At 41.5% G+C, this 25,897-nt stretch carries 25 protein-coding genes; 18 read left to right on the plus strand and 7 right to left on the minus strand.

Annotation, left to right across the window (positions count from 1 at the left end):
- Nucleotides 1–34: 34 nt before the first annotated feature.
- Both AAYR28_RS14445 and AAYR28_RS14450 read right to left on the minus strand, forming a co-directional pair.
- Nucleotides 35–1,228 (minus strand): aminotransferase, encoded by a 1,194-nt coding sequence (locus AAYR28_RS14445; protein WP_034282537.1) that lies wholly within the window; start codon nucleotides 1,226–1,228, stop codon nucleotides 35–37.
- A complete protein-coding gene (locus AAYR28_RS14450) occupies nucleotides 1,229–1,729 on the minus strand; it encodes an Lrp/AsnC family transcriptional regulator (RefSeq protein WP_003213765.1) in 501 nt (166 codons plus the stop codon).
- A 175-nt stretch (nucleotides 1,730–1,904) separates the two neighbouring features.
- On the opposite strand from AAYR28_RS14450, the gene AAYR28_RS14455 reads away from it, so the two are divergent.
- On the plus strand, nucleotides 1,905–2,729 hold the full coding sequence (locus AAYR28_RS14455; protein ID WP_098677619.1) for an alpha/beta fold hydrolase: 825 nt from the start codon (nucleotides 1,905–1,907) through the stop codon (nucleotides 2,727–2,729).
- On the opposite strand, the gene AAYR28_RS14460 is transcribed toward AAYR28_RS14455, so the two are convergent.
- Complete coding sequence (locus AAYR28_RS14460) at nucleotides 2,726–2,986, minus strand: DUF1871 family protein (RefSeq protein ID WP_034282542.1); 261 nt, start codon at nucleotides 2,984–2,986, stop codon at nucleotides 2,726–2,728. The two genes, AAYR28_RS14455 and AAYR28_RS14460, sit on opposite strands and share 4 nt — an antisense overlap.
- 83 nt (nucleotides 2,987–3,069) lie before the next feature.
- Between AAYR28_RS14460 and AAYR28_RS14465 the strand changes: the two genes are divergently transcribed.
- On the plus strand, nucleotides 3,070–4,245 hold the full coding sequence (locus AAYR28_RS14465; protein WP_254001426.1) for a MalY/PatB family protein: 1,176 nt from the start codon (nucleotides 3,070–3,072) through the stop codon (nucleotides 4,243–4,245).
- Between the two features lie 330 nt (nucleotides 4,246–4,575).
- Nucleotides 4,576–5,868: a sensor histidine kinase gene (locus AAYR28_RS14470; protein ID WP_034622120.1), complete on the plus strand. Its 1,293-nt coding sequence runs from the start codon at nucleotides 4,576–4,578 to the stop codon at nucleotides 5,866–5,868.
- On the opposite strand, the gene AAYR28_RS14475 is transcribed toward AAYR28_RS14470, so the two are convergent.
- Nucleotides 5,869–6,045, minus strand: a complete 177-nt coding sequence (locus tag AAYR28_RS14475; protein ID WP_162860193.1) for a hypothetical protein — start codon at nucleotides 6,043–6,045, stop codon at nucleotides 5,869–5,871.
- 91 nt (nucleotides 6,046–6,136) lie between these two features.
- Between AAYR28_RS14475 and AAYR28_RS14480 the strand changes: the two genes are divergently transcribed.
- Complete coding sequence (locus tag AAYR28_RS14480) at nucleotides 6,137–6,529, plus strand: kinase-associated lipoprotein B (RefSeq protein ID WP_025094193.1); 393 nt, start codon at nucleotides 6,137–6,139, stop codon at nucleotides 6,527–6,529.
- Here AAYR28_RS14480 and kapD read toward each other — a convergent pair.
- Entirely contained in the window at nucleotides 6,526–7,143 is a 618-nt protein-coding gene (gene kapD / locus AAYR28_RS14485; RefSeq protein ID WP_103131550.1) for a 3'-5' exonuclease KapD, read from the minus strand. The two genes, AAYR28_RS14480 and kapD, sit on opposite strands and share 4 nt — an antisense overlap.
- Nucleotides 7,144–7,361: 218 nt before the next feature.
- On the opposite strand from kapD, the gene AAYR28_RS14490 reads away from it, so the two are divergent.
- The 3 genes from AAYR28_RS14490 to AAYR28_RS14500 all read left to right on the plus strand — a co-directional run bounded on the left by AAYR28_RS14490 (nucleotide 7,362) and on the right by AAYR28_RS14500 (nucleotide 10,978).
- Entirely contained in the window at nucleotides 7,362–8,540 is a 1,179-nt protein-coding gene (locus AAYR28_RS14490) for an MFS transporter (RefSeq protein ID WP_220396324.1), read from the plus strand.
- 107 nt (nucleotides 8,541–8,647) lie between these two features.
- A complete protein-coding gene (locus AAYR28_RS14495) occupies nucleotides 8,648–10,549 on the plus strand; it encodes a transglycosylase domain-containing protein (protein ID WP_046313357.1) in 1,902 nt (633 codons plus the stop codon).
- Between the two features lie 18 nt (nucleotides 10,550–10,567).
- Nucleotides 10,568–10,978, plus strand: coding sequence for a thiol-disulfide oxidoreductase DCC family protein (locus AAYR28_RS14500; protein ID WP_024425932.1), 411 nt, complete (start codon nucleotides 10,568–10,570; stop codon nucleotides 10,976–10,978).
- A 41-nt stretch (nucleotides 10,979–11,019) separates the two neighbouring features.
- On the opposite strand, the gene AAYR28_RS14505 is transcribed toward AAYR28_RS14500, so the two are convergent.
- On the minus strand, nucleotides 11,020–11,577 hold the full coding sequence (locus tag AAYR28_RS14505) for a YufK family protein (protein WP_024423305.1): 558 nt from the start codon (nucleotides 11,575–11,577) through the stop codon (nucleotides 11,020–11,022).
- Between the two features lie 186 nt (nucleotides 11,578–11,763).
- Here AAYR28_RS14505 and malK point away from each other — a divergent pair, with 186 nt between their 5' ends.
- From malK to AAYR28_RS14540, 7 genes are all read left to right on the plus strand, one after another.
- On the plus strand, nucleotides 11,764–13,362 hold the full coding sequence (gene malK, locus AAYR28_RS14510; RefSeq protein WP_024425933.1) for a malate sensor histidine kinase MalK: 1,599 nt from the start codon (nucleotides 11,764–11,766) through the stop codon (nucleotides 13,360–13,362).
- Complete coding sequence (locus AAYR28_RS14515; protein WP_024423307.1) at nucleotides 13,355–14,062, plus strand: response regulator; 708 nt, start codon at nucleotides 13,355–13,357, stop codon at nucleotides 14,060–14,062. Before malK ends, AAYR28_RS14515 begins: the two co-directional genes overlap by 8 nt.
- 394 nt (nucleotides 14,063–14,456) lie before the next feature.
- Complete coding sequence (locus AAYR28_RS14520; protein WP_345808865.1) at nucleotides 14,457–15,539, plus strand: BMP family protein; 1,083 nt, start codon at nucleotides 14,457–14,459, stop codon at nucleotides 15,537–15,539.
- A gap of 159 nt (nucleotides 15,540–15,698) precedes the next feature.
- Nucleotides 15,699–17,234, plus strand: a complete 1,536-nt coding sequence (locus AAYR28_RS14525; RefSeq protein ID WP_046313354.1) for an ABC transporter ATP-binding protein — start codon at nucleotides 15,699–15,701, stop codon at nucleotides 17,232–17,234.
- A complete protein-coding gene (locus AAYR28_RS14530) occupies nucleotides 17,227–18,273 on the plus strand; it encodes an ABC transporter permease (protein WP_061110016.1) in 1,047 nt (348 codons plus the stop codon). Before AAYR28_RS14525 ends, AAYR28_RS14530 begins: the two co-directional genes overlap by 8 nt.
- The gene (locus tag AAYR28_RS14535; protein WP_024423311.1) at nucleotides 18,274–19,233 is read left to right on the plus strand and encodes an ABC transporter permease; all 960 of its coding nucleotides are present in this window, start codon (nucleotides 18,274–18,276) and stop codon (nucleotides 19,231–19,233) included.
- Between the two features lie 176 nt (nucleotides 19,234–19,409).
- A complete protein-coding gene (locus AAYR28_RS14540) occupies nucleotides 19,410–20,747 on the plus strand; it encodes a 2-hydroxycarboxylate transporter family protein (RefSeq protein WP_046313348.1) in 1,338 nt (445 codons plus the stop codon).
- A gap of 74 nt (nucleotides 20,748–20,821) precedes the next feature.
- Here the strand turns inward: AAYR28_RS14540 and AAYR28_RS14545 are convergent, their stop codons facing one another.
- Nucleotides 20,822–21,031, minus strand: coding sequence for a hypothetical protein (locus tag AAYR28_RS14545; RefSeq protein ID WP_024423313.1), 210 nt, complete (start codon nucleotides 21,029–21,031; stop codon nucleotides 20,822–20,824).
- 218 nt (nucleotides 21,032–21,249) lie between these two features.
- Here AAYR28_RS14545 and AAYR28_RS14550 point away from each other — a divergent pair, with 218 nt between their 5' ends.
- From AAYR28_RS14550 to AAYR28_RS14565, 4 genes are read left to right on the plus strand one after another with little or no spacing between them, the layout of a single operon-like run.
- Complete coding sequence (locus AAYR28_RS14550) at nucleotides 21,250–23,655, plus strand: Na+/H+ antiporter subunit A (RefSeq protein ID WP_254001428.1); 2,406 nt, start codon at nucleotides 21,250–21,252, stop codon at nucleotides 23,653–23,655.
- Nucleotides 23,652–24,083 carry a Na(+)/H(+) antiporter subunit B gene (locus AAYR28_RS14555; RefSeq protein ID WP_024423315.1) on the plus strand — a complete coding sequence of 144 codons (432 nt, stop codon included), beginning with the start codon at nucleotides 23,652–23,654 and terminating at the stop codon, nucleotides 24,081–24,083. The genes AAYR28_RS14550 and AAYR28_RS14555 overlap by 4 nt, the downstream gene beginning before the upstream one ends.
- Nucleotides 24,083–24,424 (plus strand): Na(+)/H(+) antiporter subunit C, encoded by a 342-nt coding sequence (locus AAYR28_RS14560; protein WP_024423316.1) that lies wholly within the window; start codon nucleotides 24,083–24,085, stop codon nucleotides 24,422–24,424. Before AAYR28_RS14555 ends, AAYR28_RS14560 begins: the two co-directional genes overlap by 1 nt.
- Nucleotides 24,417–25,895, plus strand: coding sequence for a Na+/H+ antiporter subunit D (locus AAYR28_RS14565; protein WP_024425940.1), 1,479 nt, complete (start codon nucleotides 24,417–24,419; stop codon nucleotides 25,893–25,895). Before AAYR28_RS14560 ends, AAYR28_RS14565 begins: the two co-directional genes overlap by 8 nt.
- The last annotated feature ends 2 nt before the right edge of the window (nucleotides 25,896–25,897 follow it).

The following is a 25,897-nucleotide window of genomic DNA, read 5'->3' on the forward strand; positions in this document are numbered from 1 at the left end:
TGAGGCATGAGTCCATTTGGATTGATGCCTTTTTTTATTTTAAGATGGCTGATGCTTCTTCCTTTACTTGTCGAGCCTGTAAAAAGCGCTGAATTCTTGAAAGTGATTCCTGAAGATGATCAAGTGACGAAGCATATGAACAGCGTATATGACCTTCACCGCTCGGTCCGAATACATTCCCAGGAACAACGGCCACTTTTTCGCTTAGGAGCAGCTCCTCAGCAAATTGTTCTGACGTCATGCCTGTGCTTTTAATCGATGGGAACGCGTAAAACGCTCCATTTGGCTGATGGCATGTAAGTCCTAGTTCATTAAGGGAGCCGACAAACAAATTACGGCGTCTTCTATAGCTTTTCTTCATTTTCTCTACATCTTCAAGCCCATTTTTTAATGCTTCTTCTGCCGCATATTGTGCCATCGCCGGCGCGCACATCATAGAATATTGATGTATTTTCAGCATGGCATCGCGCAGTACAGGTGGTGCTGCCACATATCCTAAACGCCAACCCGTCATGGCAAACCCTTTAGAAAAGCCTGAGATCAAGATCGTTCTTTCCTTCATATCTTGAATAGCCGCCACGCTTGTAAAAGCTTCATCGTATGTCAGCTCTGCATAAATCTCATCCGTAATAATGAGCAGGTCATGCTCTTTCGCAAATTGAGCAATATCTTCAAGCTCTTCCTTTGAATAAACAGACCCAGTCGGATTTGATGGCGAGCAAAGCAAAATGGCTTTTGTCTTCGGCGTCAGCTTTGTGCGAAGATCAGCAGAATCTGCTTTGAAATCTTTTTCAGCGGTTGTACTTAAATAGACAGGCACGCCGCCTGCAAGTGTCGTAAGTGCCCCGTATGCTACGAAACAAGGCTCTGGAATGATCACTTCATCCCCGCTGTTTAAAATCGCACGAAAGGCCAAATCAAGTGCCTGGCTTCCGCCAACTGTGATAATGAGTTCTTCTTCTGGACTGTAGTTAATGTGAAACCGCTTATATAAATAGTGGCTCAGTTCTTTTCGCAAAGAAATTAAACCTGCATTCGCCGTATAAGAGGTCAGCCCTTGTTCTAATGACATAATACTTGCCTCTCTGACATTCCAAGCTGTCACGAAATCTGGCTCGCCGACACCAAGGGAGATTACCCCCTCCATTGTGGCAGCCAAATCAAAGAATTTCCGAATACCTGACGGCTGAATGCTTTGTACCGTTTCAGATAAATAAGACTTTTTCATTTAAGGAGACACCACGATTCTTTTGTCATCGTCTCCTGTTTCAAACACTTTCCCATCATGTTTATATCTTTTCAAAATAAAGTGGGTAGTTGTTGAAACAACGGAATCAAGTGTCGATAATTTTTCAGATACGAAGCGGGCAATATCAGACATTGATCTTCCGCGGATCACAACGGAAAGATCGTAAACACCTGACATGAGATAGACAGACTCCACTTCCTGAAACCGATAAATCCGTTCAGCAATTTCATCAAATCCGACGCCTCTTTTTGGTGTCACTTTTACATCAATCATTGCTGTAACGCCTTCATGACCATCCACTTTTCGCCAGTCAATCATGGTTGAATAATCAATAATGACTTTTTGATCTTCAAGTTTTTGAATGATGGCTTCGGCTTCTTCTGTTGTCACGCCTGCCATTTTTGCAATTGTATTTAAATCGGCGCGGCTGTTTTCATCTAAAATCTCTAATATTTCAGTTTCTTTTTCTGTTAGTTTCATTTGATTTCACACCTCAGATTATAAAAGCTAGTTTTAAAAAATCTTCTGAACATTATAGCACGTTTTTCCCATTATGCTAAGCAGGGAAAAGATTCTATTAATAGCTTAAAATCCACTTTTTAGGGTACAATACAGTCACCTAACAGAGAGAGTATCAAGTATCGGAGTGAAGAATGTGGACATTGTTCAGCCAGCTTATATGAAAAGTACATTCGGTTTAGATATCTATTACGAGCACTATCCAAATGAAGGCAAAAAGACATTGATCTTAATTCACGGTCTCTTCTCTTCTACCTTCAGCTATCGAAAGCTCATCCCGCTTCTGAAACAGGATTTCAATTTAATTGCAATGGATCTGCCGCCATTTGGACAGTCCGAGAAGTCGAATACGTTTATTTACAGCTATCGCAACATGGGAAAAATTATTATAGAGCTAGCTGGTTATTTACAGATTCGGCATGCGATTCTAGTGGGTCATTCAATGGGTGGACAAATCGCCTTATACGCTGCATCTGAACGGCCGGACCTATTTGAAAAGGCGGTTCTATTGTGCAGCTCTGGCTATTTGAATAAGTCAAAAAGATCACTTGTTTACAGCACATATATTCCTTATTTTTATCTGTATCTAAAAAGAAAGCTTTTAAAACAGGGCATTATGAAAAATTTAACGGCTGTTGTGCATGATCATTCCATCATTGATCAAGAGATGGTCGACGGCTATTTAAAGCCGTTTTCAGATGATCAAATCTTTCGGGGGATATTTCGTTTGATTCGGCACCGGGAAGGAGATTTGACCTCGGACGTTTTAAAGAAAATGGAAACACCCGTGCTGCTCATTTGGGGCGAGGAAGATCGAATCGTTCCCATTCAAATAGGCGAAAGACTGCACAAAGATCTGCCAAATTCAACCTTGCATGCATTAAAAAAAACCGGGCACCTCATTCCTGAGGAAAATCCGGTCCTTGTGTCTGATCAAATCGGACAGTTCAGCCTGTCTTAGCGTGAACAGGAGCTGCTGTCTCTTATGGCAAAAAGCTGATTCGCTGTATGCTGACAGCTCTCTAGCGGAAGAAGCTGTTCAAATGAGTGATGGTAGATGGCTTGAATCTCTTTTGCTAAAGATAACGGGTCTTCTGCGTCGTATAATGCACTGATGACGTCAGCAGGCTCCGTTTCATAAAAATCCTCTCCATAATGAAAAGGGTCCCATGCCTTAATGAATTGAATCATCTCTTCTACAGCTTGACTATCTTTCATCGGTATCACCGCTTATAATAAATTTTGTGATGTTTATTTTAGCACAACCAAGAATGGTTGAAAAACAGCTAGAGGTGGGTTTCATGAATTTCGACGAACAGATCATACGTAAAGGTTCAAAATCAGTGAAATGGGATCAAGCAGAGTCTTTGTTCCTGACAACAGATGCCCTCCCGATGTGGGTGGCTGATATGGATTTTAAAGCGCCGCAGGTCGTCCTTGATGCATTGAAAGAGCGATTAGACCACGGTGTATTTGGCTATGCATTTCAAGATCAGGATACGCAGCAGGCAGTCGCTGGCTGGCTCAAAAGAAGACATGGATGGACAATTCAGACAGATGCCGTCACCTTCACACCAGGAATTGTAACGGCACTTAGTTTTGCTGTTCAAGCCTTTACAGCACCGCACGACGAAGTAGTTATACAGTCACCAGTGTATACACCTTTTTATCAAATGATTGAACGAAATGGACGTACAGTCTCAACCAATCCTTTAAAAATAGAAAACAACCGCTATATGATGGATTTTGATGATTTAGAGAAAAAACTGAGCAGACCACAAGCAAAGCTCATGTTCCTTTGCCATCCGCATAATCCGTCCGGAAGAGCATGGTCAAAAGAGGAATTAAAGCGAGTCGGAGACCTATGTGTGAAGCATGGAGTCACAGTCGTTTCAGATGAGATTCACTCGGATTTGATGCTTTACGGGAAGCAGCATGTGCCCTTCGCCAGCCTTTCTGACGACATTGCACATATCACGGTAACGTGTATTGCGCCGAGTAAAACCTTTAATCTAGCAGGGCTCCAGGCATCTGCTATTATCATTTCAGATGAAGAAAAAAGAACCCTTTTCACGAATGAAGTGCAAAGAAACGGACTGTCCAAACTGAATGCCTTTGCGATTCCAGCGATGGAAGCAGCATACCGCCACGGGGATGAGTGGCTTGATGCCCTTGTTCTTTATCTCGAAGGCAATATGAAAACGGCGATGGACTATATCGACGAAAATCTTCCAAATATGCGTTATATGAAACCAGATGCTTCGTATTTATTGTGGCTGGACATTCGGAATTATCAATTCAGTCAAGCGGAATTGAAACGGAATCTGCTAAAAAAAGGGAAAGTGATCCTAGAGCTTGGCCACGTGTACGGACACGTAGGAGACGGCTTTATTCGGATGAATCTCGGCTGTCCTGCTGAAACAGTCAAAGAAGGACTGAAACGTCTCCACCAAGCGTTCACGCTATCAGCTGAATAAGACCTATACGATAGAAAGAACATCCTAACGGGTGTTCTCAGCGCGTAGACAACCCCTCGCATTCTTTGTCAGTCCTGCGTGCTGGTGCCCACGAATGTCAAATTCGCTCCGCGCCAGTACTCGTCCTTCCTAGACTTCAAAGGTTTTCTATCACGCTGAAAAGAAGACAAAGGGCTAAAATCAAGATCATTTTAGCCCTTTGTCAACAATCTGAGAACATCCTAACGGGTGTTCTTTTTAAAGAAAAAAACCCTTCTTTTATCATATCTACTTTGTACATGAAATGATATAATGAGAGGAATTACAATTATTTACGAGGAGAGCATTTAAATGGAAATGTTCAAGGATTTTCTGCTCCATGTATCTTTTATTCTATTTCCAATCTTTTTATATCATGCGCTATGGTTAAGCCGGACCCCTGCTCATTTCCCAAAAACGAATAAACTGCTCATCACAGTATTCGCATCCATCTCTTCAGCACTATGTATTATGTATCCAGTTGGTTCGATTTTAGATTTGCAGACTGGGCTTCAATCCATTCCCCTTGTACTTGCTATTTTATACGGAGGATATATGGCGGGGATCGTTGCCATCTTGATAAGCATCATTGTCAAATTCGTGATGTACGGCTCTTTCTTATGGATTGGACTCATCGTTGTCCCAATTTACTTTTTTATCCCATTCCTGTTCTACCGAAAATGGCATCAATATTCGAAGCCAAATAAGCTGTTTTACGGAGTGCTTATCGGTTTATCCAAAGGATTCTTTATTTACATTGGACTTTTTGTGGTCAGCTTAATGGCATACAGCCCAGCTTTTATTATGCAGCAAAAGCTCCTTGAGTTATTTTTCTCAACTCTTTACTACATATTCTTTCTTGTGCTCAGTATCTATTCCATTGAATTCGTTAAGGAAAATGCGGAAATGAGATCACAGCTTGTCCAGTCAGAAAAACTGACCATTGTAAGTGAACTTGCTGCAAGCGTTGCCCATGAAGTACGCAATCCGCTGACAGTTGTGAGAGGCTTTATTCAATTGCTCTTTTCGAATGATAATACAAAAGAGCCACCTGCCAATAAAGATTATAAAAATCTTGTTCTGTCCGAGTTAGACCGGGCGCAGGACATTATCACGAGCTATCTTGACATTGCAAAACAAAACTATTATCAAATTGAATCTCTTAATCTCTCTAAATTACTTGAGGAATGTGCATCACTGATGACATCCTATGCGAATTTTAAATCGGTCACGATTCATCAATCCATTGAACCTGACTTATACATTCAAGGTGACGTAACGAAGATCAAGCAAGTCATGATTAATTTAATCAAAAATGCAATTGAAGCAGCTCCTGAACATGAAGGGAAAATTGAACTTTTTGCTTCAAAAGAAAATCATAAAATCTGCCTTTATTTCGTTGATAACGGTGTAGGTATGACAGAAAGTCAGATGAAAAAACTTGGCGAACCCTATTACACCTTGAAAAATAAAGGGACTGGACTTGGGCTGACAGTGACTTTTTCAATTATTGAAAATCACCATGGAACGATTCGTTTCAAAAGCTCGCTGCAGTCTGGAACAACCGTCACCGTGAAATTTCCTGAAGATACAAGAAGAAAATGATTAATCCATTTTTTTTGTTCTTTTTTCATCTATCCGCTCCTGCTTCTTAGACGCACGAACGATGAGACGAAAACAAATAAACGCAGCAATAAAGAAAATCACCGTGGTGATAGCCGCTGGGATGTACTCCCTTTTATCTTCAGGAAAATATAGTAGAAAAAGTACGATGAATGACATCTCGCCATTCCCCCTTTTGCTCGTTTACTTCACTATATTGGCTAAAAGAAATGAAATACCTTCCTATGAGAAGGAAATGGAGGAATTTCACATGACAGACATTCAAATTGGACAAGTTGTGAAAGGTTTTTATAAAACAGGTGTATACGTTGGGGAAGTGACAGCAGTGAAACCATCGACCTATCTCGTTCAAGTAAAAGCCGTTCTGACACATCCCACTCAAGGCGACCTGCATCATCCGAAAGAAGCAGACGTGCCTTTTTTCCAAGAGAGGCGGGCTTTGGCCTATAGAGAACAGACAAATATCCCTCATCATATGGTGAAGCCTTATGATGGCGATATCCCTGATTATGAAGAGTCACTGAAAGAAGCTGTAGATAAATTGAAACAAGCACTCCGTGCGGATGATTCCAAATGGGCTGAAAAATCAAGAGCGTGCCTATCTTCTCTTGAGAAAGATTATTTTCCAGAAGACGTCCGCTAATCAGCCGAATCAAAAAAATGTGAGAAATCGATCAGCTCACCAATTTTGGTTGTTTGCGGATTTTCCACATAGGCTCTGTCTTTTTCAAAAAGGGTTAACAGCTGATAAGTCGTCATGGCATCATCGAGTGCTTTATGATGCTTACCAGCTCCTTCACTGCCGTATTCCTTTGCTGCTTTTCGAAGCCCTGTCAGTGTGCGGTCACCAAAAAAGGTTTTATATTCAAAGGCCAGGTCCCTCAGCTTCCCCTTAAAAGGAAAGGCAATGTGATTGAGCATACAATTTTGCTTCAATACCTTCATGTCCATGTTGCCCCACGTAATAATTGCACAATTCTCTCCCCCATCAAGTGACACGAGCTTCTCGATAAATTCCTCAAATGAAATTCCGCTCTCTACATCCTCCTGCGTAATTCCGAGGAAAGATTTACAGCGCTTCGTCAGCTTCGGGAACTTTTTCGGTTTGACGTAGCTAGAGAATGTGTCTATGATCGTTTCATCTGCTGCTTTCACTACCCCAGCTTCAATAATTTCAGGAAAAAAATTTTGCGGATGATATTTTCCATCAGGCATCGTAAATTCAAAATCGACCACAAGCACCGTCTTCTGTTCCACCAGTTTCACCTCACTTTTTCGTCAGCTTTTCATTCTCATACCATTATATTAAGACGGACCTTGAAATCACTTCATTTTCGTGAAAATAATGCAGATTCACTATGCCCAACCTATTCATCTGATGAAAGATCGTTTATTTTCCTTTATAATTATTAAGGAACACGAAATAAATAAAGAAGGTGGTCTCTATCACAAACAGGAAGAAAAACTTGTACATCATGTGGTTTGTGAACTTTTTTGTATCTGCGAGCATTACAATGATCGTCCCTTTTTTATCACTTTACATAGAATCTCTTGATAGCAGCTATTCAAATGAATTTGTTCAAAGATGGAGCGGCTATGTCTTTGGGGTCACGTTTTTAACGGCCTTCCTGATTTCTCCGATTTGGGGGCGGATTGGCGACCGGCATGGCTATAAAAAGATTTTATTAATTAACGGAATTGGCATCGCCACAAGTATTCTATTAATGGGGCTTGTGCACACTGTGTATCAGCTATTCGCACTAAGGCTCTTCATGGGGCTTGTCACAGGCTTTATCTCGACTTCAATGGCACTGATTTCTGCACAGACCGAAAAGGCAACTGCCGGTAAAACCCTTGGAACGATGCAGATGAGTAATGTTGCCGGAGGATTGTTTGGTCCATTAATGGGTGGATTCATGGCAGACAGCGTCGGATTTATTTATACGTTTTTCCTGACAGCGGCTGTCATTTATGTGTCAGCTATTGTGATTATCTTCGGAGTGAAAGAACAGCCGATCCGGTCAAAAGAAGCAAAGCGTGTTTCTTACTCACGGAAGGATGTACTCTTTCACATTTTCAAACAGCCTTTGCTTGTCGTCACGATGCTTTTAACGTTTATTACACAAGTAGGGAACTTTAGCATTCAGCCGCTTTTGGCTTTATACATTCATGATTTACATGGTCCTGTCAATCTCGCTTTTTATGCGGGGCTTGCTTTTTCTGCAACTGGACTTGGCAATTTGCTGTTTACGCGAAAATGGGGAGATCTCGGAGATCGAATTGGTCATGACAAGGTGCTCCTTGCCCTTCTCATCCTCTCCTCTATTTTATTCATCCCGCAAGCGATGGCGGATTCGTACGTCATGTTAGTCATTTTCCGTTTCCTATACGGGATGGCACTTGGCGGAATTATTCCGTGTACGACGGCGTATATCCGGATTAAAGCACCTGCTTCTATGCAAGGAGAAGTGCTCGGATACAATGTCAGCTTCCGCTTTCTTGGAAATGTCGTCGGTCCGGTGATCGGCGGCATTGTGGCGAGTCATTACGGGATTCCAGCTGTCTTTTATGTCACTGCCGGCATTTTTCTGTTTGGCGCATTATTCTTATGGGCGGTGCGCTCGCATGCGAAGACAAAGGAAAGGAGTGTCTGATCATCTTCAGATACTCTTTTTTCTTGCGTAAAAGCCTTATTCACTAGACTTCACGCCCATTCTTTTCTAAAAATAACCTTCTCGTATTCGCAAAAGAATGGTACGATATGGCTAGAAAATTGAAGAAAGTGAGTGACCTCATGTTTCGTGCAATTATTGGTTGGTTATTACTTGCTGCCCTCATCCCATTATTTGTTCTGACTTTTTATCTATCAAAGGAAGAAGCTGCAAGTGTAAAGCCTGTTAACGAAGTGCTTGATCAAAAAATCAAGCTGGAAAAGATAGATTTTTCCCAAAACAGTTATATGTATGACCGGGATGGTTCTCTTATCTCCGAGATCGTCTCAAATGATGAGAACCGGGTGTTCGTGAAATACGATAAAATCCCTGAACCTGTGAAGGAGCTGTTCCTTCGTTCAGAGGACCGCAACTTTTATGACCATAAGGGAATTGACTTTATGGGGGTTGTTCGTGCCCTTGCTGCAAACGTCAAAAACCATGGCATCAGCCAAGGAGCGAGTACGATCACACAGCAGCTGTCCCGCAACTTATATTTAAGCCATGAACGTTCATTCAGCCGAAAGTTTACAGAGCTGCTCTATTCCTATGAACTTGAGCGGAAATTCTCGAAGGATGAAATTCTCGAAAGCTATTTAAATACGATTTATTTCAGTAATGGTGTTTACGGTGTCGGTTCTGCGGCTAATTACTATTTTGATAAGCCGCTTAGTTCTTTAACACTTGCACAAATGGCATTTATCTCTGCTATTCCAAACAACCCAACACTGTATGACCCATTAAAGCAGTTCAAGCACACAAAGAAACGCCAAGAACGACTGCTTGGTATTTTGAAGAAAGATGGCGTCATCACCAAAAAGCAATACAAAAAAGCCGTCAAAGAAAAAATCAGCCTTTCTTTAAGTGAAAAGAAAAACCTATACCCTGACTATGTGACATATGCCAATGAAGAGTTTACCGATCTTGTGTCTGATCAGGAGGGCTTTACAAAACGATTGAAGAAAGCCAAAACAACTGAAGCGAAAAAGGCGATTCAAAAGGAATTATCTGAAAAGGTCAGTGCCCTGCTCCAGGATGGTGTGAAAATTTATACGGCGCTTGATCCTTCCTTACAGCAAAGAGCCGTCTATCAGCTCAATGCTCAATTGCCTTACCAAGGTGTGGAAGGCGGATCAGCCGTCATTAATCATGAAACGCATCAAATTGTTGCACTTGCTGGCGGGAAAAACTATAAGAAATTTGATTTTAACTACGCTTATCAAGCGCAAAGACAGCCTGGTTCTGCAATTAAACCGCTTTTAGACTATGCACCTTATATTGATCAAACCGGCGCAACGGCTTCAAGCACCATCAGTGCCGGCAAGTTTTGCAGCAGCGGATACTGTCCTCAGAACTATAATCATAAAACGTATGGAACAGTCACACTTGAAACAGCCTTTAAACATTCTTACAATACCCCTGCGATCCGAATGCTGGATACAGTAGGTGTCAAAAAAGGCTTCAGCTATTTAGAGAAGTTCTCATTTGAGCATATTGTAGCGGATGATTACCGCCTTCCTTCTGCACTTGGCGGATTTACGAAAGGCTTCTCACCGCTAGAAATAACAGATGCATATACCGTCTTTGGCAACCAAGGAGCCTACACACAAAGTCATTCGATCACAAAAGTGACAGACTTAAACGGTAAGACCCTTTACAAGTGGAAAGAGTCGCCAAAGCAAGTATATTCTCAGCGTACAAATGAAACGATGCGTAAGCTGCTTACCTCCGTTGTGAAAAGTGGGACAGGGAAAAAAGCGAATTTCAATGCCCCTTACATCGGTGGTAAAACAGGGACATCCAATGACTACAAAGATATTTGGTTTGTGGGACTGACAGATCAGTACACAATGGGTGTCTGGGTCGGAAGAGATAGAGGAACGGTCGAATCGATTTACAATTCAAGCCCGCACTTACGTATTTGGAAAAATACGATGCAATACGCCAGATAAACAGGAGGTTTGATTGCGATGCATTCAACACATCCACCCCATTTAATTTTATTTGACGGTGTCTGCAACGTGTGCAGCGGCGCTGTTCAGTTTGTGATTAAGCGCGATCCGAATGAACGGATGATGTTCGCTTCATTACAATCAGATACAGGGCAGCGTATTTTAAAGGAAAACGGTTTGCCTTTAGATGAGTTCAATTCATTCATTTATATCGAAAAAGGGACCCTTTATACGAAATCGACAGGCATCTTAAAAGCCGCGCGGCATTTAAAAGGAATCTACAGATGGAGCTTTTTACTCCTTGCCATACCTCGCCCAATCCGTGATTGGTTTTATCAGCTGATGGCAAAAAATCGCTATAAATGGTTTGGTCAAAAAACATCTTGTATGATGCCTACACCCGATATTCAAAAGCGGTTTCTTTCATAAAAAAAGCATCCTCATCATTGGAGGATGCTTTCTTTGTCTGCTTATGAAGGCAGACTTGCCATCACACTGTTATAAAGCTTAATAAATAAGTACAAAATACCGATCAAAAACGTCGCCCAAAACAGCAGAATAAACATCATAAACCCAATCAAATTCAGCATAGAAAGCGATTGATAAATGCGAACCACAACCCAGATAAAATAGACAAGACTTGCTAATGCAAAAAGTCCAACAAGCAGAATGAGCTGCTGCGTCAACAGAAATGCTAGCAAGCTGGCAAATAAATAAACAACGGATGCAATCCGAATTTTCTTTAAGTTCTCCCCTTCAGGGTCCTTAGCGAAAAAGAGCAGCGCCAGCTCTAATACCGTATCTGCAATCAGTTTTAAGGCAGATAAGATCATAAAATAAACAAGTGCAAAAGCAGCAAAGAGAGCAAGACGAATGCCCTGTTCAGAGAAAAATTCCAGCATTCCTTTTAAAATACCTGCTTGAGTCAAGAAATCAGTCGTGATACCTACTGTGAAAATCGAAAAAGCAGAGCTGAATAGTAAAATTGAAATCAGCGGAAAATATCCAGTCAAATATGTATTTTTCATAAATAGATCCTTTCTCATAAGCTCACATTTATTATGGCTCACTTAAAACGGATTGACAAGATGCTTTCAAAGTAAACTGACAGCAAAATCAAATTTATGATTTTGCACGTACATTCCTTCACAAACTTACATTTTCCCGTTAAAGTATTACTGTTACGAAAAAAATCGTGCGTTAGGGGTATACTCGTGAAAAAAACTTTAAGACTGCAAACACGGCTGACGATCTTTGTGTGCATCGTTGTCCTGATCTCCCTTTGTATCACATTCTTTACGATATGGTCGGAAACAGCCAAGAACATCCATCAGCAGGAACGTGACATTGCTCTCTCTACTGCCAAAATGGTCGCAGAGGCACCGATCACCGCACAATCATTAGAAAATCATTCATATTCCGCATTACGAAAATATACAACAAGTGTTCAGCAAATCACCAAAACCGAATTCGTTGTCGTCATGGATATGAACGGTATCCGCAAAACACACCCGAATCCGCAGAAGATTGGAAAGCGGTTTGCCGGCGGTGATGAAAAAGCAGCATTACAGGGGAAAGAACATATAAGTACGGCTTCTGGAACACTCGGCAGATCCATGCGTGCTTTTGTTCCTGTTTATGATCAAAATGGAAAGCAGCTTGGGGCTGTGGCCGTCGGGATTACGTTAAAGGAAATTGACTTGATTATTCATCAAAGCTTACTTCCACTCTACTTCGTCACATCACTCAGCCTTCTATCTGGCATCATTGGAGCACTCATTGTGGCAAGAAAAGTGAAGAAGATTATGTTTGGACTTGAGCCGGATGAGATCGCCACATTGTTAAAAGAACGAAGCGCCATGCTAGAATCAACAAAAGAAGGGATTCTTGCCGTCGATCAGCACGGTAAAATCAAACTGGCCAATGCAGAGGCAAAACGGCTCTTTCATAATATGGGCATTATGGTTGATCCTAGAGAACAAGATGTTCAAACTCTCCTCCCTTCAAGCGGCTTAAAACAGGTCATTGAAACACGCAAGCCGCTGCTTGATCGTGACGTGAGAATGAATGGACTGGAGCTCGTCTTTAATGAAGTGCCAATTACGGTAAAAGGTGAAATTGTCGGAGCCATCGCCACCTTCCGTGACAAAACAGAAGTGAAACATCTGGCTGAACAGCTTAGCGGGGTCAAAATGTATGCGAATGCGCTCCGTGCCCAGTCACATGAATTTATGAACAAGCTGCATGTCATTTTAGGATTGGTTCAGCTCAAAAACTACGATGATCTTGGCACCTATATCAAAGATATTGCGATCTATCAGCAAACGGAAACAAATGAAATCATCAACCATGTGAAAAACTCTGTTTTAGCAGGATTTTTACTAGGAAAACAAAGCTATATCAGGGAACAAGGCGCTGCCTTGGAGGTTATTTGCAGCACACAAGTGCCAAATACGGAGGACCCGGCAGTGACGCATGATCTCATTACCGTGATTGGCAACTTGTTAAATAACGCACTCGATGCTGTTTCACATACTGACACGAAAAACATCTCGATCTCCTTCAGATACGTCCATGAGCAGCTTCACATTGAAATCACGGACACAGGTGTTGGTCTCACGAAAGAAGAACAAGACATCATGTTTGATCAAGGCTTTTCAACTAAAGGAGAAGACCGAGGGTTCGGACTCTACTTCGTTGACCAAAGCATCAAGAAATTGAACGGACATATGATTGTCACGAGTGAAAAAGGAGAAGGAACGACCTTTAGTCTCCGCATTCCATATAAACAAAAGGAGGATTCACATGATTAATGTGTTAATAGTAGAAGATGATCCAATGGTTGGGGAGCTGAACAAACGCTACCTGACCCAAATCGACGGTTTTGAGTTAAAGGGGATTGCCACCTCCTTTCAGCAGGCACTTGAAGTGTTAAAAACAGAAGTCATACACCTCGTCCTGCTCGATATTTATATGCCTGGTCAAAATGGACTGGCATTACTAACAGAAATTCGCCAGCAAAATCATGCCGTTGATGTCATTGTCATTTCGGCTGCAAATGAAGTCGATGTTGTACAGCAAACGATGCGAAACGGAGCAGTTGATTATTTAATTAAGCCTTTTGAGTTCGAACGATTCCAATCAGCACTGGCAGAGTACAAACGGAAACACGCCCTGTATCAATCCATGAACAGCATTTCGCAAAATGATTTAGATGCGAAGCTTTTTCATAAAAAAGCAGAGGCGGAAAAAGTCCTCTTGCCAAAAGGACTGACCAAAAGCACACTTAAACTCATCTGGACAAGCATTCAATCATTTGGCCAGCAGGCTTTCACAACTGAAGACCTAGCCAATCATACAGAAATCTCTCAAGTCTCCATTAGAAAATACTTGAAGTTCCTTGAGGATATCGAAGTGGTGGATGTTGAAATGGCATATGGGACAATTGGACGTCCTGTTTTCCAATATAAACTGAACACGAGCAATATGAATTTGATTCAGCAATATCTTTAAAATACTACATCTGACCTTTCACAAAGGCCAGATGTTTTTTTATGGCATACGATGTAACAAACCCCTTGATATCAGTAGTTCTGCTGTAGCGGAGCACATCACAAAAGCGGCATTATATCATATTTCAGCAGATAAAAAGACATCAAATAAAGCCATTTAACATTTTTTTAAAAATAAAACAAATTTCTATTTATTTATTCGATCGGAAATGATAAATTATGATTGATTAGTTCAACGAGATATAAGTCTGATGTCTTACATCTTCTCTCCTGCCCTCCATAAGTTTCATGAGAAAGCAGGATAAAATACCCTCTTCAGAAGGGTGAGAAGAGATAGAACGGTCTTTTTTCGCGAGACTTTTCTGAAACTTTTAAATTTTATAGGGGGTTATGTTTTGAAGAAGCGGAAAATTGGACTAGCATTGTCCTTAGTCGTAGCAGCAGGAACCATCCTTGGAGCATGCGGCAACTCTGGCTCAAACAGCGGTGAAAGCAAAAAAGATAAAGATCAATTCACTGTTGCAATGGTAACTGATGTCGGTGGTGTCGATGACAAATCGTTTAACCAATCAGCTTGGGAAGGTTTACAAGCATTTGGGAAAGACAACAATCTAAAAAAAGGTAAAAACGGCTTTGATTATCTACTGTCCAAAACCGATGCGGATTATCCAACAAATTTAAATACACTTGTTAGGCAAAAATTTAACCTCATTTATGGTATCGGTTATAAAATGGAGAGCGCCATTTCAAAAATAGCCGATCAACGTAACAAAAACCACTTTGCGATCGTTGATGCAGTCGTGAAAAAAGACAATGTAGCAAGCATTATGTTTAACGAAAACGAAGGATCATTCCTTGTGGGTGTTGCGGCTGCTCTTACAACAAAATCGAACAAAATTGGTTTTGTTGGCGGAGTTGATTCTGAATTAGTCAGAAAATTCGAAGTTGGTTTCCGCGCAGGCGTTGAAGCAACTAATCCGAAAGCAAAAGTTGAAGTCAAATATGCTGGAGCATTCGATAAGGCTGACATCGGAAAAGCAACAGCTGAAAGTATGTACAAATCCGGCGTCGACATCATCTATCATGCTGCTGGGGGCACTGGAAATGGCGTCTTCACAGAAGCAACTAATTTAAAAAAGGCAGATCCAAATCGAAATGTCTGGGTCATCGGTGTTGATAAAGATCAGTATGACGAAGGAAAAGTATCTGGAACAAAACAAAGTGTCACCCTTACCTCTATGATTAAGAAAGTTGACACAGCAGTACAAGACTTAACAACGAAAGCAAAAGAAGGTAAATTCCCTGGCGGTGAAGTGATCACATACGGTCTGAAAGAAGGCGGCGTTGACATCTCTCCATCTCAGGACAACCTTAATAAAGATGTATTAAAGAAAATTGAAGAATGGAAACAAAAAATCATCAAGGGAGAAGTGAAAATCCCTGCAACACTTGATGAACTAAAAGATTTTAAAGCTTAATTTGAGCAGCGGGATAAGCGCACCTTATCCCCTTGCCTCTCCTTTACCTCCTCTTTATTTGTAAAAGGTGGTAAAAGAAAAGCTGCAGCCTCGTTTTGCAGCTTTTCTTTTGCTAGTTTTTATCTTCATCAGCACCCTAAAAAAGGAGCGGTTAAACCTGTGGATTATGTCATTGAAATGTTGAATATACGCAAAGAATTCCCTGGCATTGTAGCAAACGACAACATTACGCTGCAGCTAAAAAAGGGCGAAATTCATGCGCTGCTTGGTGAAAACGGCGCTGGAAAATCAACGCTCATGAACGTGCTTTTCGGACTGTACCAGCCTGAAAAAGGTGAAATCAAGGTACACGGAAAACCTGTGACCATCTCTAGTCCAAATGATGCTAGTGATTTAGGCATCGGAATGGTGCATCAGCACTTTATGCTGGTCGATACCTTCACTGTCGCTGAAAACATCATTTTAGGTAAAGAGCCCAAGAAGTTTGGAAAGATTGACAAAGAACAAGCCATACAGCAAGTACAAGAGCTTTCTGACCGCTATGGTTTGAAAATAGATCCTGCCGCAAAAGTATCTGACATCTCTGTCGGCATGCAGCAGCGTGCAGAAATCTTAAAAACACTTTACCGCGGCGCTGACATTTTGATCTTCGACGAACCAACGGCCGTTTTAACACCTCAAGAAATCAAAGAACTCATACAAATTATGAAAAACTTAATCAATGAAGGCAAATCCATTATTTTAATCACCCATAAGCTGAAAGAAATTATGGATGCCTGTCATCGCGTGACCATTATCCGAAAAGGCCAAGGCATTCGTACACTTGATGTGGCAAGCACCAATAAAGACGAACTTGCAAGCCTCATGGTTGGCCGTGAAGTGTCATTTAAAACAGATAAAAAAGCTGCTTCTCCAGCTGAGGAAGTTCTTCAAATTCAAGACCTCACAGTAAAAGACGCCAGAGGAATTGAAGCGGTCAAACAGTTGAACCTCTCAGTGAAGGCTGGCGAAATTGTCGGAATTGCTGGGGTAGATGGCAATGGCCAGTCTGAATTAATTGAAGCCATTACCGGTCTAAAAAAATCAGAATCTGGCACAATCATGCTAAACGGGAAAGCCATTCAAAATCTCCCGCCTCGTAAAGTGACCGAATCTGGGATTGGACATATTCCTCAGGATCGTCATAAACATGGACTTGTACTCGATTTTTCAATTGGAGAAAACATTTCCTTACAAACGTATTATCAGCGTCCTTATTCAAAATTCGGCTTATTGAATATGAAAAATATTTATCAAAAAGCAAAACGAATCATTGCGGAATATGACGTCAGAACACCGAGTGAATATACAGAAGCGCGCGCTCTGTCAGGCGGTAACCAGCAAAAAGCCATTATCGGCCGTGAAGTTGACCGCAATCCTGATTTATTAATTGCCGCTCAGCCGACACGAGGACTTGATGTTGGTGCGATTGAATTTGTTCATAAACGTCTAATTGAGCAAAGAGACACAGGTAAAGCTGTTTTGCTCATCTCCTTTGAGCTTGATGAAATTATCAATGTCAGTGATAAGATCGCTGTTATTTTCGAAGGCAGCATTGTCGCCATTGTTGATCCAAAAGAAACAACAGAGCAAGAGCTTGGTCTATTAATGGCTGGAAGTACGCAACAGGAAGTGGGGAAAGAAGCAAATGTCTAATCGCTTAACAAATCTGCTGATTCCGCTTATAGCCATTGTACTTGGTCTTTTGGTTGGGGCCATTATTATGCTGGCAAGCGGTTATAGTGTCATCGAAGGCTATAGCGCCCTTTGGAATGGCGTTTTCGGTGAAACTTATTATATGGGAGAAACCATCAGGCAAGTGACACCTTATATATTATCAGGTCTTGCTGTTGCCTTTGCATTTCGGACAGGCCTGTTTAATATCGGTGTAGAAGGTCAAATGCTTGTTGGCTGGGTAGCTGCTGTATGGATTGGAACAACTGTCCATGCACCTCTATATATTCATCTGCCGCTTGCACTCATCACCGCAGCTGCTGCTGGTGCATTATGGGGCTTTATTCCTGGTTTTTTAAAAGCTCGTTTTTATGTTCATGAAGTAATTGTCACCATTATGATGAACTATATTGCCCTTCATGTGACAAATTTTATTATTACAAATGTTCTTACAGATCATAAAGATAAAACAGATAATATCAAATCCACAGCCTCTTTGCACTCTGACTTCTTTGAAAAAATAACGGATTTTTCAAGCATGCATAACGGCATTATTGTAGCCATTATATCTGCCGTTATTATGTGGATCATTATTCAAAAAACTTCTAAAGGTTTTGAATTGCGAGCTGTTGGTATGAATCAACACGCCTCCCATTATGCAGGAATGAATGTGAGAAAAAATATTATATATTCAATGCTAATTTCTGGTGCTTTTGCAGGTTTAGCAGGGGCAATGGAGGGATTAGGAACCTTCGAATATGCTTCAATAAAAGATGCCTTCACAGGCGTAGGTTTTGATGGAATTGCCGTCGCTTTATTAGGTGGAAATACGGCTGTTGGTGTTGTCCTTGCTGCATTATTGCTTGGTGGATTGAAGGTCGGTGCATTAAATATGCCGCTTGAATCAGGCGTACCGACTGAGGTTGTTGATATTGTCATTGCGATCATCATTCTTTTCGTCGCCTCAAGCTATATTATCCGTCTTGTGATTCAACAAATGAAGAAAAAGGGGGGAAAATAAGTGGGATTTCTGCAAATACTTGAAATCATCGTCCCAGCTACACTTGTTTATGCTGCACCACTTATTTTAACCGCTCTTGGAGGCGTCTTTTCAGAAAGATCAGGTGTTGTCAATATCGGTCTTGAAGGGTTGATGGTCGTCGGAGCATTTTCCAGTATTATCTTTAACTTATTTTTTGCTGATACGTTTGGAGCCTTGACCCCGTGGCTTGGGCTTCTCGTCGGAATGGCCGTTGGCGGTTTGTTCTCACTGATTCATGCAGTGGCGACCATTACCTTCCGAGCTGATCAAACGGTCAGTGGTGTGGCGATTAACATGCTGGCACTTGGCGCAACATTGTTTGTCGTCAAACTGATTTATGGGAAAGCACAAACTGATAAAATTACAGAGCCTTTCTATAAAGGAGATATCCCCCTTTTAAGTGACATTCCGATCATTGGTGATATTTTCTTTAAAGATGTTTATTATACGTCTATACTCGCCTTAGCTCTTGCGGTTGTTGCTTGGTTTGTTTTATTTAAAATGCCGTTTGGTCTTCGTCTTCGTGCAGTCGGAGAGCACCCAATGGCAGCTGATACAATGGGTATCAAAGTGTATCGGATGCGTTATATCGCTGTTTTCATTAGTGGACTGTTTGGCGGTCTTGGCGGAGCTGTTTATGCCTCAACGATCGCGCTTGATTTCTCACATGCCACCATTACTGGACAAGGCTTCATCGCACTAGCTGCGCTTGTATTCGGTAAATGGCATCCATTTGGCGCAATGGGCGCCGCTTTATTCTTTGGATTTGCTCAAAGTTTAAGCATCATTGGCTCTCTCCTGCCGCTGTTCCAAGATATACCGAATGTGTATATGCTCATAGCACCATATGTGCTCACCATTTTAGCACTTACTGGCTTCATCGGACGTGCCGATGCACCGAAAGCACTTGGTACGCCTTATCTAAAAGGAAAACGATAAATACGATGTATGATCAATCCCCTGAAGGACAAACTACCTTCAGGGGATTTTTGTATGATAAAAAACTCAAAAACCCCTGTTTATTTTACTTTTATTACACTTATTTTAGTTTAATAAATAGAAGAGTGTCATTGAATCTTCTACAATTGAGACAAATAGCATTTGGGGGTGTTTATGTGGCTAATGCACAACAATTGAAATCGATTACAGACGATTCTGACAATAATAAAAGCGTTTTCCGTAAGATCATGTCTTGGAAAATTGGTGTTATTGATCTACCTGTGTATTTAGTACTTGCAGCGATTATTTTAACTGCCGCTTATTTTAATAAAATTCCAGCAAATATGCTTGGTGGTTTCGCTGTTATTATGATTTTGGGGATTTTCCTTGGAGATGTAGGACAACGTATTCCAATCTTAAAAGATATTGGTGGACCGGCGATTCTTTCTTTATTCGTACCATCGTTCCTGGTCTTTTTTAATGTTCTGAATCCGAACTCATTGGAAGCGGTTACGTCTCTTATGAAAACGTCGAACTTCCTTTACTTCTATATTTCTGCTCTTGTAGTAGGTAGTATTCTTGGGATGCAGCGAACTGTTTTAGTACAAGGCCTTATTCGTATGTTTGTTCCTCTAGTTGCAGGTACAATTGCAGCTGTGAGTGCTGGTATCCTTGTTGGCCTTTTAGTTGGTTACACACCGCATCATTCATTCTTCTTTATTATTGTACCGATTATTGCCGGTGGTGTTGGTGAAGGGATTTTGCCATTATCTATCGCTTATTCACAAATTCTTGATGTGTCAGCAGAGTCATTAATTTCTCAATTAATTCCTGCAGCTGTCATTGGGAACGTCATTGCCATTATCTGTGCTGGCGCAATGAAGAAGCTTGGTGAGAAACGTCCTGAACTAAACGGAAATGGCCGTCTTGTGAAATCAAAAGAAGCAAACGAAATATTTGAACAGCCAGATCTGGATGCAAAAGTTGATTTCGGGTTAATGGGTGCTGGTGTACTCGTTGCTTGTACAACCTTCATCTTTGGTGGTTTGTTAGAAAGCTTTGTTCATATTCCAGGTCCAATCTTGATGATTGTTCTTGCCGCTTTAATCAAATACTTAAACGTGATGCCTCAGCATCTTCAAAATGGCTCACAGCAGTTCTACAAGTTTGTATCAAGAAGCTTTACATGGCCGCTAATGGTTGGTCTTGGTATTCTGTACATTCCACTTGATGATGTAGCAACTGTCATCTCCATTCCATTCGTATGCGTATGTATCGCTGTTGTACTCGCAATGGTTGGTTCTGGTTACTTCGTTGGAAAACTAATGAACATGTATCCAGTAGAATCAGCTATTGTCACTGGCTGTCACAGCGGACTTGGCGGTACTGGTGACGTTGCCATTCTTTCAGCTTCTGGAAGAATGGGTCTTATGCCTTTCGCACAAGTATCTACACGACTTGGCGGAGCAGCAACAGTCATCTGTGCAACGATCTTACTCAGAATGTTTAGTTAAACATTCACACATAAAAAGCATGGGCTCTCACATGGACCCATGCTTTTTTTATATTTCTTTTCTCCTATAGGATCTTATTCATCAGCTAATACAATTCGTAAATATTCCCTGGGCTGAAAAGGATACAGCTTGGTTTCTTGATAGCTCATGTGAAGAAGATGCTCAGAAAACAGCGGCCATTCACTCCCGGCCTGCCACCTTTTTTGATCATTTCGGTCGATCAAGAATGCTCCTCCTAAAATCGTGCAGAATAGGCTTAAGCTGATGGCGATCTTTCGTTTCATTTGATCAGCTCCTTTAAGAAAAGCATGTACGAAAAACAAAACAATATACAATGAGTATCATTTTTGATAAAATTATTTTGTGGTCAAAAGAACCTAAAACAAATACAGTTTGCTTGAAATCGTTTCAAACCAATGCACTATGGCTGTATTTACGCTATAATTTTAATTACCAGTTCTTTAGAACGTGAATTTATATTGATCAAAGGAGGTTCATTTTCTTGCAGCTTATTCACTTCGCCATCCTATCACCTTTTTTACTCGCTTTTGTTGTACCTTTCCTTTACAAATATGTGAGACGTATACATACAGGATGGTTTGTTCTCATCTTGCCGATTCTTTTATTTACCTATTTCATCCAAATGTTACACATCACTTCGAATGGACGAACGCTTTTCTCACAGGCTGAATGGATTCCATCTTTAGGGATGAATTTCACTGTGTATGTCGATGGTCTCAGCCTGTTATTTGCTTTATTAATTACAGGTATCGGCTCACTAGTGGTGCTGTACAGTATTTTCTACTTATCAAAGGAAAAAGAACAGCTTGGCTCTTTCTACACGTATTTGCTCATGTTTATGACCGCGATGCTGGGTGTCGTTCTTTCTGACAACATGGTCGTTCTATACTTGTTTTGGGAGTTAACGAGTATCTCTTCCTTCCTCTTAATTGGGTATTGGTATAAGCGGGACCGCTCTAGGTATGGAGCAACAAAATCACTGCTTATTACTGTTTTTGGCGGATTAGCTATGCTTGGCGGCTTCATCCTCATTTACCTGATTACTGATTCATTCAGTATTCGTGAAGCAGTGAATCAGCTTCAGCTCATTATGGCATCACCTTACTTTATCCCTGCCATGATCCTAATCTTACTAGGTGCCTTTACGAAATCAGCGCAGTTCCCATTCTATATCTGGCTGCCTGATGCAATGGAAGCACCGACCCCTGTGAGCAGTTATCTGCATTCTGCTACGATGGTGAAAGCCGGTATTTATCTTGTTGCCCGCTTCAGTCCAATCTTTGCTATATCAGAGGTATGGTTCTGGACCATTTCCATCGTGGGACTTGTCACATTATTCTGGGGATCATTCCACGCCGTCCGGCAAAACGATTTGAAAGCCATTCTGGCCTATTCGACAGTGAGTCAGCTCGGCATGATTATGCTCATGCTTGGTGTCGGCGCAGCTGCGATTCATGAAAACAATCCTGCCTTTTTTGGTGCAGCGGTTCTTGCAGCTATTTTTCACCTCATTAACCATGCTACGTTTAAAGGCAGTCTCTTTATGGCAGCTGGTATTATCGATCATGAAACAGGAACTCGTGACATTCGGAAATTAGGCGGATTAATGACGATCATGCCGATTACCTTCACCATTACGTTAATCGGTACATTTTCAATGGCCGGATTACCGCCATTTAACGGTTTCTTAAGTAAAGAGCTATTTTTCACAAGTATGATACGGATTTCCGATATCAGCTTTACGGACGTTTCAACATGGGGTGCCATCTTCCCAGCACTCGCTTGGCTCGCTAGTGTCTTTACGTTCATTTATAGTATGATGCTCCTCTTTAAAACTTTTAGAGGCCGTCTGAATATAGACCAATTGGAGAAAAAACCGCATGAAGCACCGATCGGCATGCTCATTCCGCCCATCATTCTAGCTGCACTTGTGGTCACCTTCTTCTTTTTCCCTAATATTCTTGCCTATTCTGTCATTGAACCTGCAATTGCGGCGATCATTCCTGAAGCGATTGAAACAGGAAGCCGTTTTTCTGTGAAAATTGAAGCATGGCATGGCTTCCAGCCAGAACTCTATATGACAATAGGTGTTGTTGTACTCGGCACAATCGGCTACTTGACGCTTGCAAAATGGCGTCCAATGTACAACATCTTTAAGGAAAAGTGGTCATTTAACGCTTTATACGACCGCTCTCTTATCGGTTTAGAAAAAGGTTCATACCGCCTGACAAACAGTTATATGACTGGTTTTCTTCGTGACTATCTTGTCTATGTGTTTGGGTTCATGATTATCGTTATTGGCGGCGTGATGTTTTATCAGCAGGCCTTTTCATTTCAAACTGATCAGGCTGCCTCAATTGGCACGTATGAGGTGATTCTTTCACTTGTGATGGTGGCGGCGACGATTGCCACAGTATTCGCAAGTTCACGATTAACAGCTATTATTGCACTAGGTGTCATGGGCTACACGCTGTCATTATTCTTCGTGATTTTCAGAGCACCTGACCTTGCGCTGACGCAGCTGATTATTGAAACGATTTCTGTCGCACTGTTTTTGCTTTGCTTCTATCATTTGCCGAAGCTGAGCTTAAAGCAAAAAACAAGAAGATTCAAAATGACCAATTTCATCATTTCATTAGGCGTTGGGGTTGTTGTCACTTGTCTAGCTTTCGCTTCCACAAGTCAGCAGTCACTTGACACCATCTCAACTTACTTTATTGAAAACAGCTACAAACTTGCTGGCGGTGACAATATTGTCAATGTCATTCTAGTAGATTTCAGGGGCTTTGATACCCTTTTTGAAATTACCGTGCTCGCCATTGCGGCACTTGGTATTTATGGGTTATTAAAAACGCAGGCAAAACGGAAGAGAGGTGTGCGGCGATGAGAAAGATTGATACGAATGATATGCTTTTGCAAGTCACAACAAAAATCACAGCATTCATCATCTTGCTTTTCTCCCTTCACCTATTTCTTGCGGGACATAACAATCCTGGCGGCGGATTCATTGGCGGCCTGATGAGTGCTGCGGCTGTCGTTCTTCTACTTTTAGCCTATGATCTGAAGACAGTAAGACGCATTTTGCCATTTGACTTTATTTATGTAACTGGAGCCGGTTTGCTCGTTGCGATCCTGACAGGTATGGGATCCTTTCTATTCGGTGCACCTTTTCTATCCCATGCATTTGATTATTTTCAATTACCGTTTTTAGGGAAAACAGAACTGGCGACAGCTGTCCTGTTTGATATCGGTGTGTATTTGGTTGTTGTCGGTGTCACCATGACCATTATTCAAATGATTGGAGAGAAGGAATAATGGAATTTCTAATGTCTATTATCGTCGGAATTATTTTTATGGCGGCGACCTATTTGATGCTGTCAAAGAGCCTTCTGCGGGTCATCGTCGGTACTGCTGTTTTGAGTCACGGCGTCCACTTGCTTCTTTTAACAATGGGCGGTTTAAAAAAAGGAGCGCCTCCCGTTCTAAAAGAGGGGCTCACATCCTATGTGGATCCATTGCCACAAGCATTAATTTTAACAGCCATTGTCATTGCTTTTGGTGTGACATCCTTATTACTTGTCATGGCCTTCCGTGCCTTCCAAGAGCTGCGAACAGATGACATGGATCAAATGAGAGGAAATGATCAGCATGAATAATCTCGTGATCCTGCCTATATTAATTCCATTACTAGCTGCTACACTGTTGATCTTTATGAATAAAAACATCATGCTGTCAAGAGTCTTTAGTGTCTTGGCATCTCTTTCAGCCATTATATGTAATGCATATTTGGTTCAAACGATTTTCACAAATGGGATACAAACCCTTTATTTGGGCGGCTGGAAAGCGCCATTTGGGATTGCCCTTGTGGCCGATCAATTTGCTGCACTCCTTGTGCTGACCGCTTCCGTTGTCGGGCTTGTGACAGTCCTCTTCTCCTTTCAAACGATTGGGAAAGAAAGAGAGCGGCTCTTCTATTATTCTGGCGTACAGTTTTTGTTAGCTGGCGTGAGCGGAGCCTTTTTAACGGGAGATATTTTCAACCTGTTTGTATTCTTTGAATTACTGCTGATGGCATCTTATATGCTTATTGTATTAGGCGGATCAAAGCCTCAGCTTCGTGAATCACTCAAATATATTGTGTTTAATATCATCTCGTCGGCATTATTTATTGTCGGAGTCGCCTGTTTATATGCAGTGACGGGTACGCTCAATATGGCTGATTTAAGTGTGAAAATAGCTGAATCAGGGCAAACAGGATTAATCACTGTTATTTCCATCCTGTTCCTCATTGTATTCGGCTTAAAAGCTGGGATCTTCCCGCTTTATTTCTGGCTGCCAGGATCGTATCATGCGCCGCCAGCAGCGATTTCAGCTCTATTTGGGGCTTTGCTGACAAAGGTTGGCTTATATGCGATTGCAAGAGTCTTTACATTAATTTTTATACACGATACAGGCTTCACCCATACACTCATGGCGTGGCTTGCCGCACTGACGGTGATATTCGGTGTGATAGGCTCGATCGCCTATTCTGATGTGCAGAAGATCGTGATTTATAACATTGTCACAGCTGTTGGGGTCATTTTGTTTGGATTTGCAGCCAACACACCTGCATCACTCCAAGGGGCCATTTATTATCTCATTCACGACATGGTGATCAAAGGGGCTTTATTTATGCTGGCAGGTGCCCTCTTTGTGTATGCTGGTACAAATCAACTGAAAAAAATGGGCGGACTGATTCAATCCCAGCCTCTATTAGGATGGATGTTCTTCATATCGGCTTTATCGCTTGCAGGAATTCCGCCGCTGAGCGGCTTTGTTGGAAAACTAAAAATTGTGGAAGGTGGATTTTCTGCTGGACACATGACGTTTTCTATCCTGGTCTTACTGTCCAGTCTTCTTGTCCTCTACTCTATTATGAAGATTTTCATGTCCGCATTTTGGGGCGAGGAACAGGATATGCGAAGAAGAAAGCCGTCAATTAAAGGAATGGTGTACCCTGGCGTACTGCTTGTCGTCTTATCGCTTGCCATTGGGTTAGGGACAGAGTTCATTGCCCCTTATATCAATCAAGCAGCGGAAATGCTTTCTACACCAGAAAAATATATTCAAGCTGTGCTGAAGGAGTAGAT

The sequence above is a fragment of the Bacillus safensis genome (assembly GCF_039619585.1).
Taxonomy (GTDB): Bacteria; Bacillota; Bacilli; order Bacillales; family Bacillaceae; genus Bacillus; species Bacillus safensis.

Excerpts from the sequence above, each read along its gene's own strand:
- AAYR28_RS14515 (WP_024423307.1), top strand. The coding sequence starts at position 13,355 with ATGATTAATGTGTTAATAGTAGAAGATGATCCAATGGTTGGGGAGCTG.
- AAYR28_RS14480 (WP_025094193.1), top strand. The coding sequence starts at position 6,137 with ATGACAGACATTCAAATTGGACAAGTTGTGAAAGGTTTTTATAAAACA.
- AAYR28_RS14505 (WP_024423305.1), bottom strand. The coding sequence starts at position 11,577 with ATGAAAAATACATATTTGACTGGATATTTTCCGCTGATTTCAATTTTA.
- AAYR28_RS14450 (WP_003213765.1), bottom strand. The coding sequence starts at position 1,729 with ATGAAACTAACAGAAAAAGAAACTGAAATATTAGAGATTTTAGATGAA.
- AAYR28_RS14460 (WP_034282542.1), bottom strand. The coding sequence starts at position 2,986 with ATGAAAGATAGTCAAGCTGTAGAAGAGATGATTCAATTCATTAAGGCA.
- AAYR28_RS14530 (WP_061110016.1), top strand. The coding sequence starts at position 17,227 with ATGTCTAATCGCTTAACAAATCTGCTGATTCCGCTTATAGCCATTGTA.
- AAYR28_RS14545 (WP_024423313.1), bottom strand. The coding sequence starts at position 21,031 with ATGAAACGAAAGATCGCCATCAGCTTAAGCCTATTCTGCACGATTTTA.
- AAYR28_RS14555 (WP_024423315.1), top strand. The coding sequence starts at position 23,652 with ATGAGAAAGATTGATACGAATGATATGCTTTTGCAAGTCACAACAAAA.
- AAYR28_RS14475 (WP_162860193.1), bottom strand. The coding sequence starts at position 6,045 with ATGTCATTCATCGTACTTTTTCTACTATATTTTCCTGAAGATAAAAGG.
- AAYR28_RS14465 (WP_254001426.1), top strand. The coding sequence starts at position 3,070 with ATGAATTTCGACGAACAGATCATACGTAAAGGTTCAAAATCAGTGAAA.
- AAYR28_RS14470 (WP_034622120.1), top strand. The coding sequence starts at position 4,576 with ATGGAAATGTTCAAGGATTTTCTGCTCCATGTATCTTTTATTCTATTT.
- AAYR28_RS14565 (WP_024425940.1), top strand. The coding sequence starts at position 24,417 with ATGAATAATCTCGTGATCCTGCCTATATTAATTCCATTACTAGCTGCT.
- AAYR28_RS14445 (WP_034282537.1), bottom strand. The coding sequence starts at position 1,228 with ATGAAAAAGTCTTATTTATCTGAAACGGTACAAAGCATTCAGCCGTCA.
- AAYR28_RS14500 (WP_024425932.1), top strand. The coding sequence starts at position 10,568 with ATGCATTCAACACATCCACCCCATTTAATTTTATTTGACGGTGTCTGC.
- AAYR28_RS14495 (WP_046313357.1), top strand. The coding sequence starts at position 8,648 with ATGGCTAGAAAATTGAAGAAAGTGAGTGACCTCATGTTTCGTGCAATT.
- AAYR28_RS14560 (WP_024423316.1), top strand. The coding sequence starts at position 24,083 with ATGGAATTTCTAATGTCTATTATCGTCGGAATTATTTTTATGGCGGCG.
- AAYR28_RS14490 (WP_220396324.1), top strand. The coding sequence starts at position 7,362 with ATGTGGTTTGTGAACTTTTTTGTATCTGCGAGCATTACAATGATCGTC.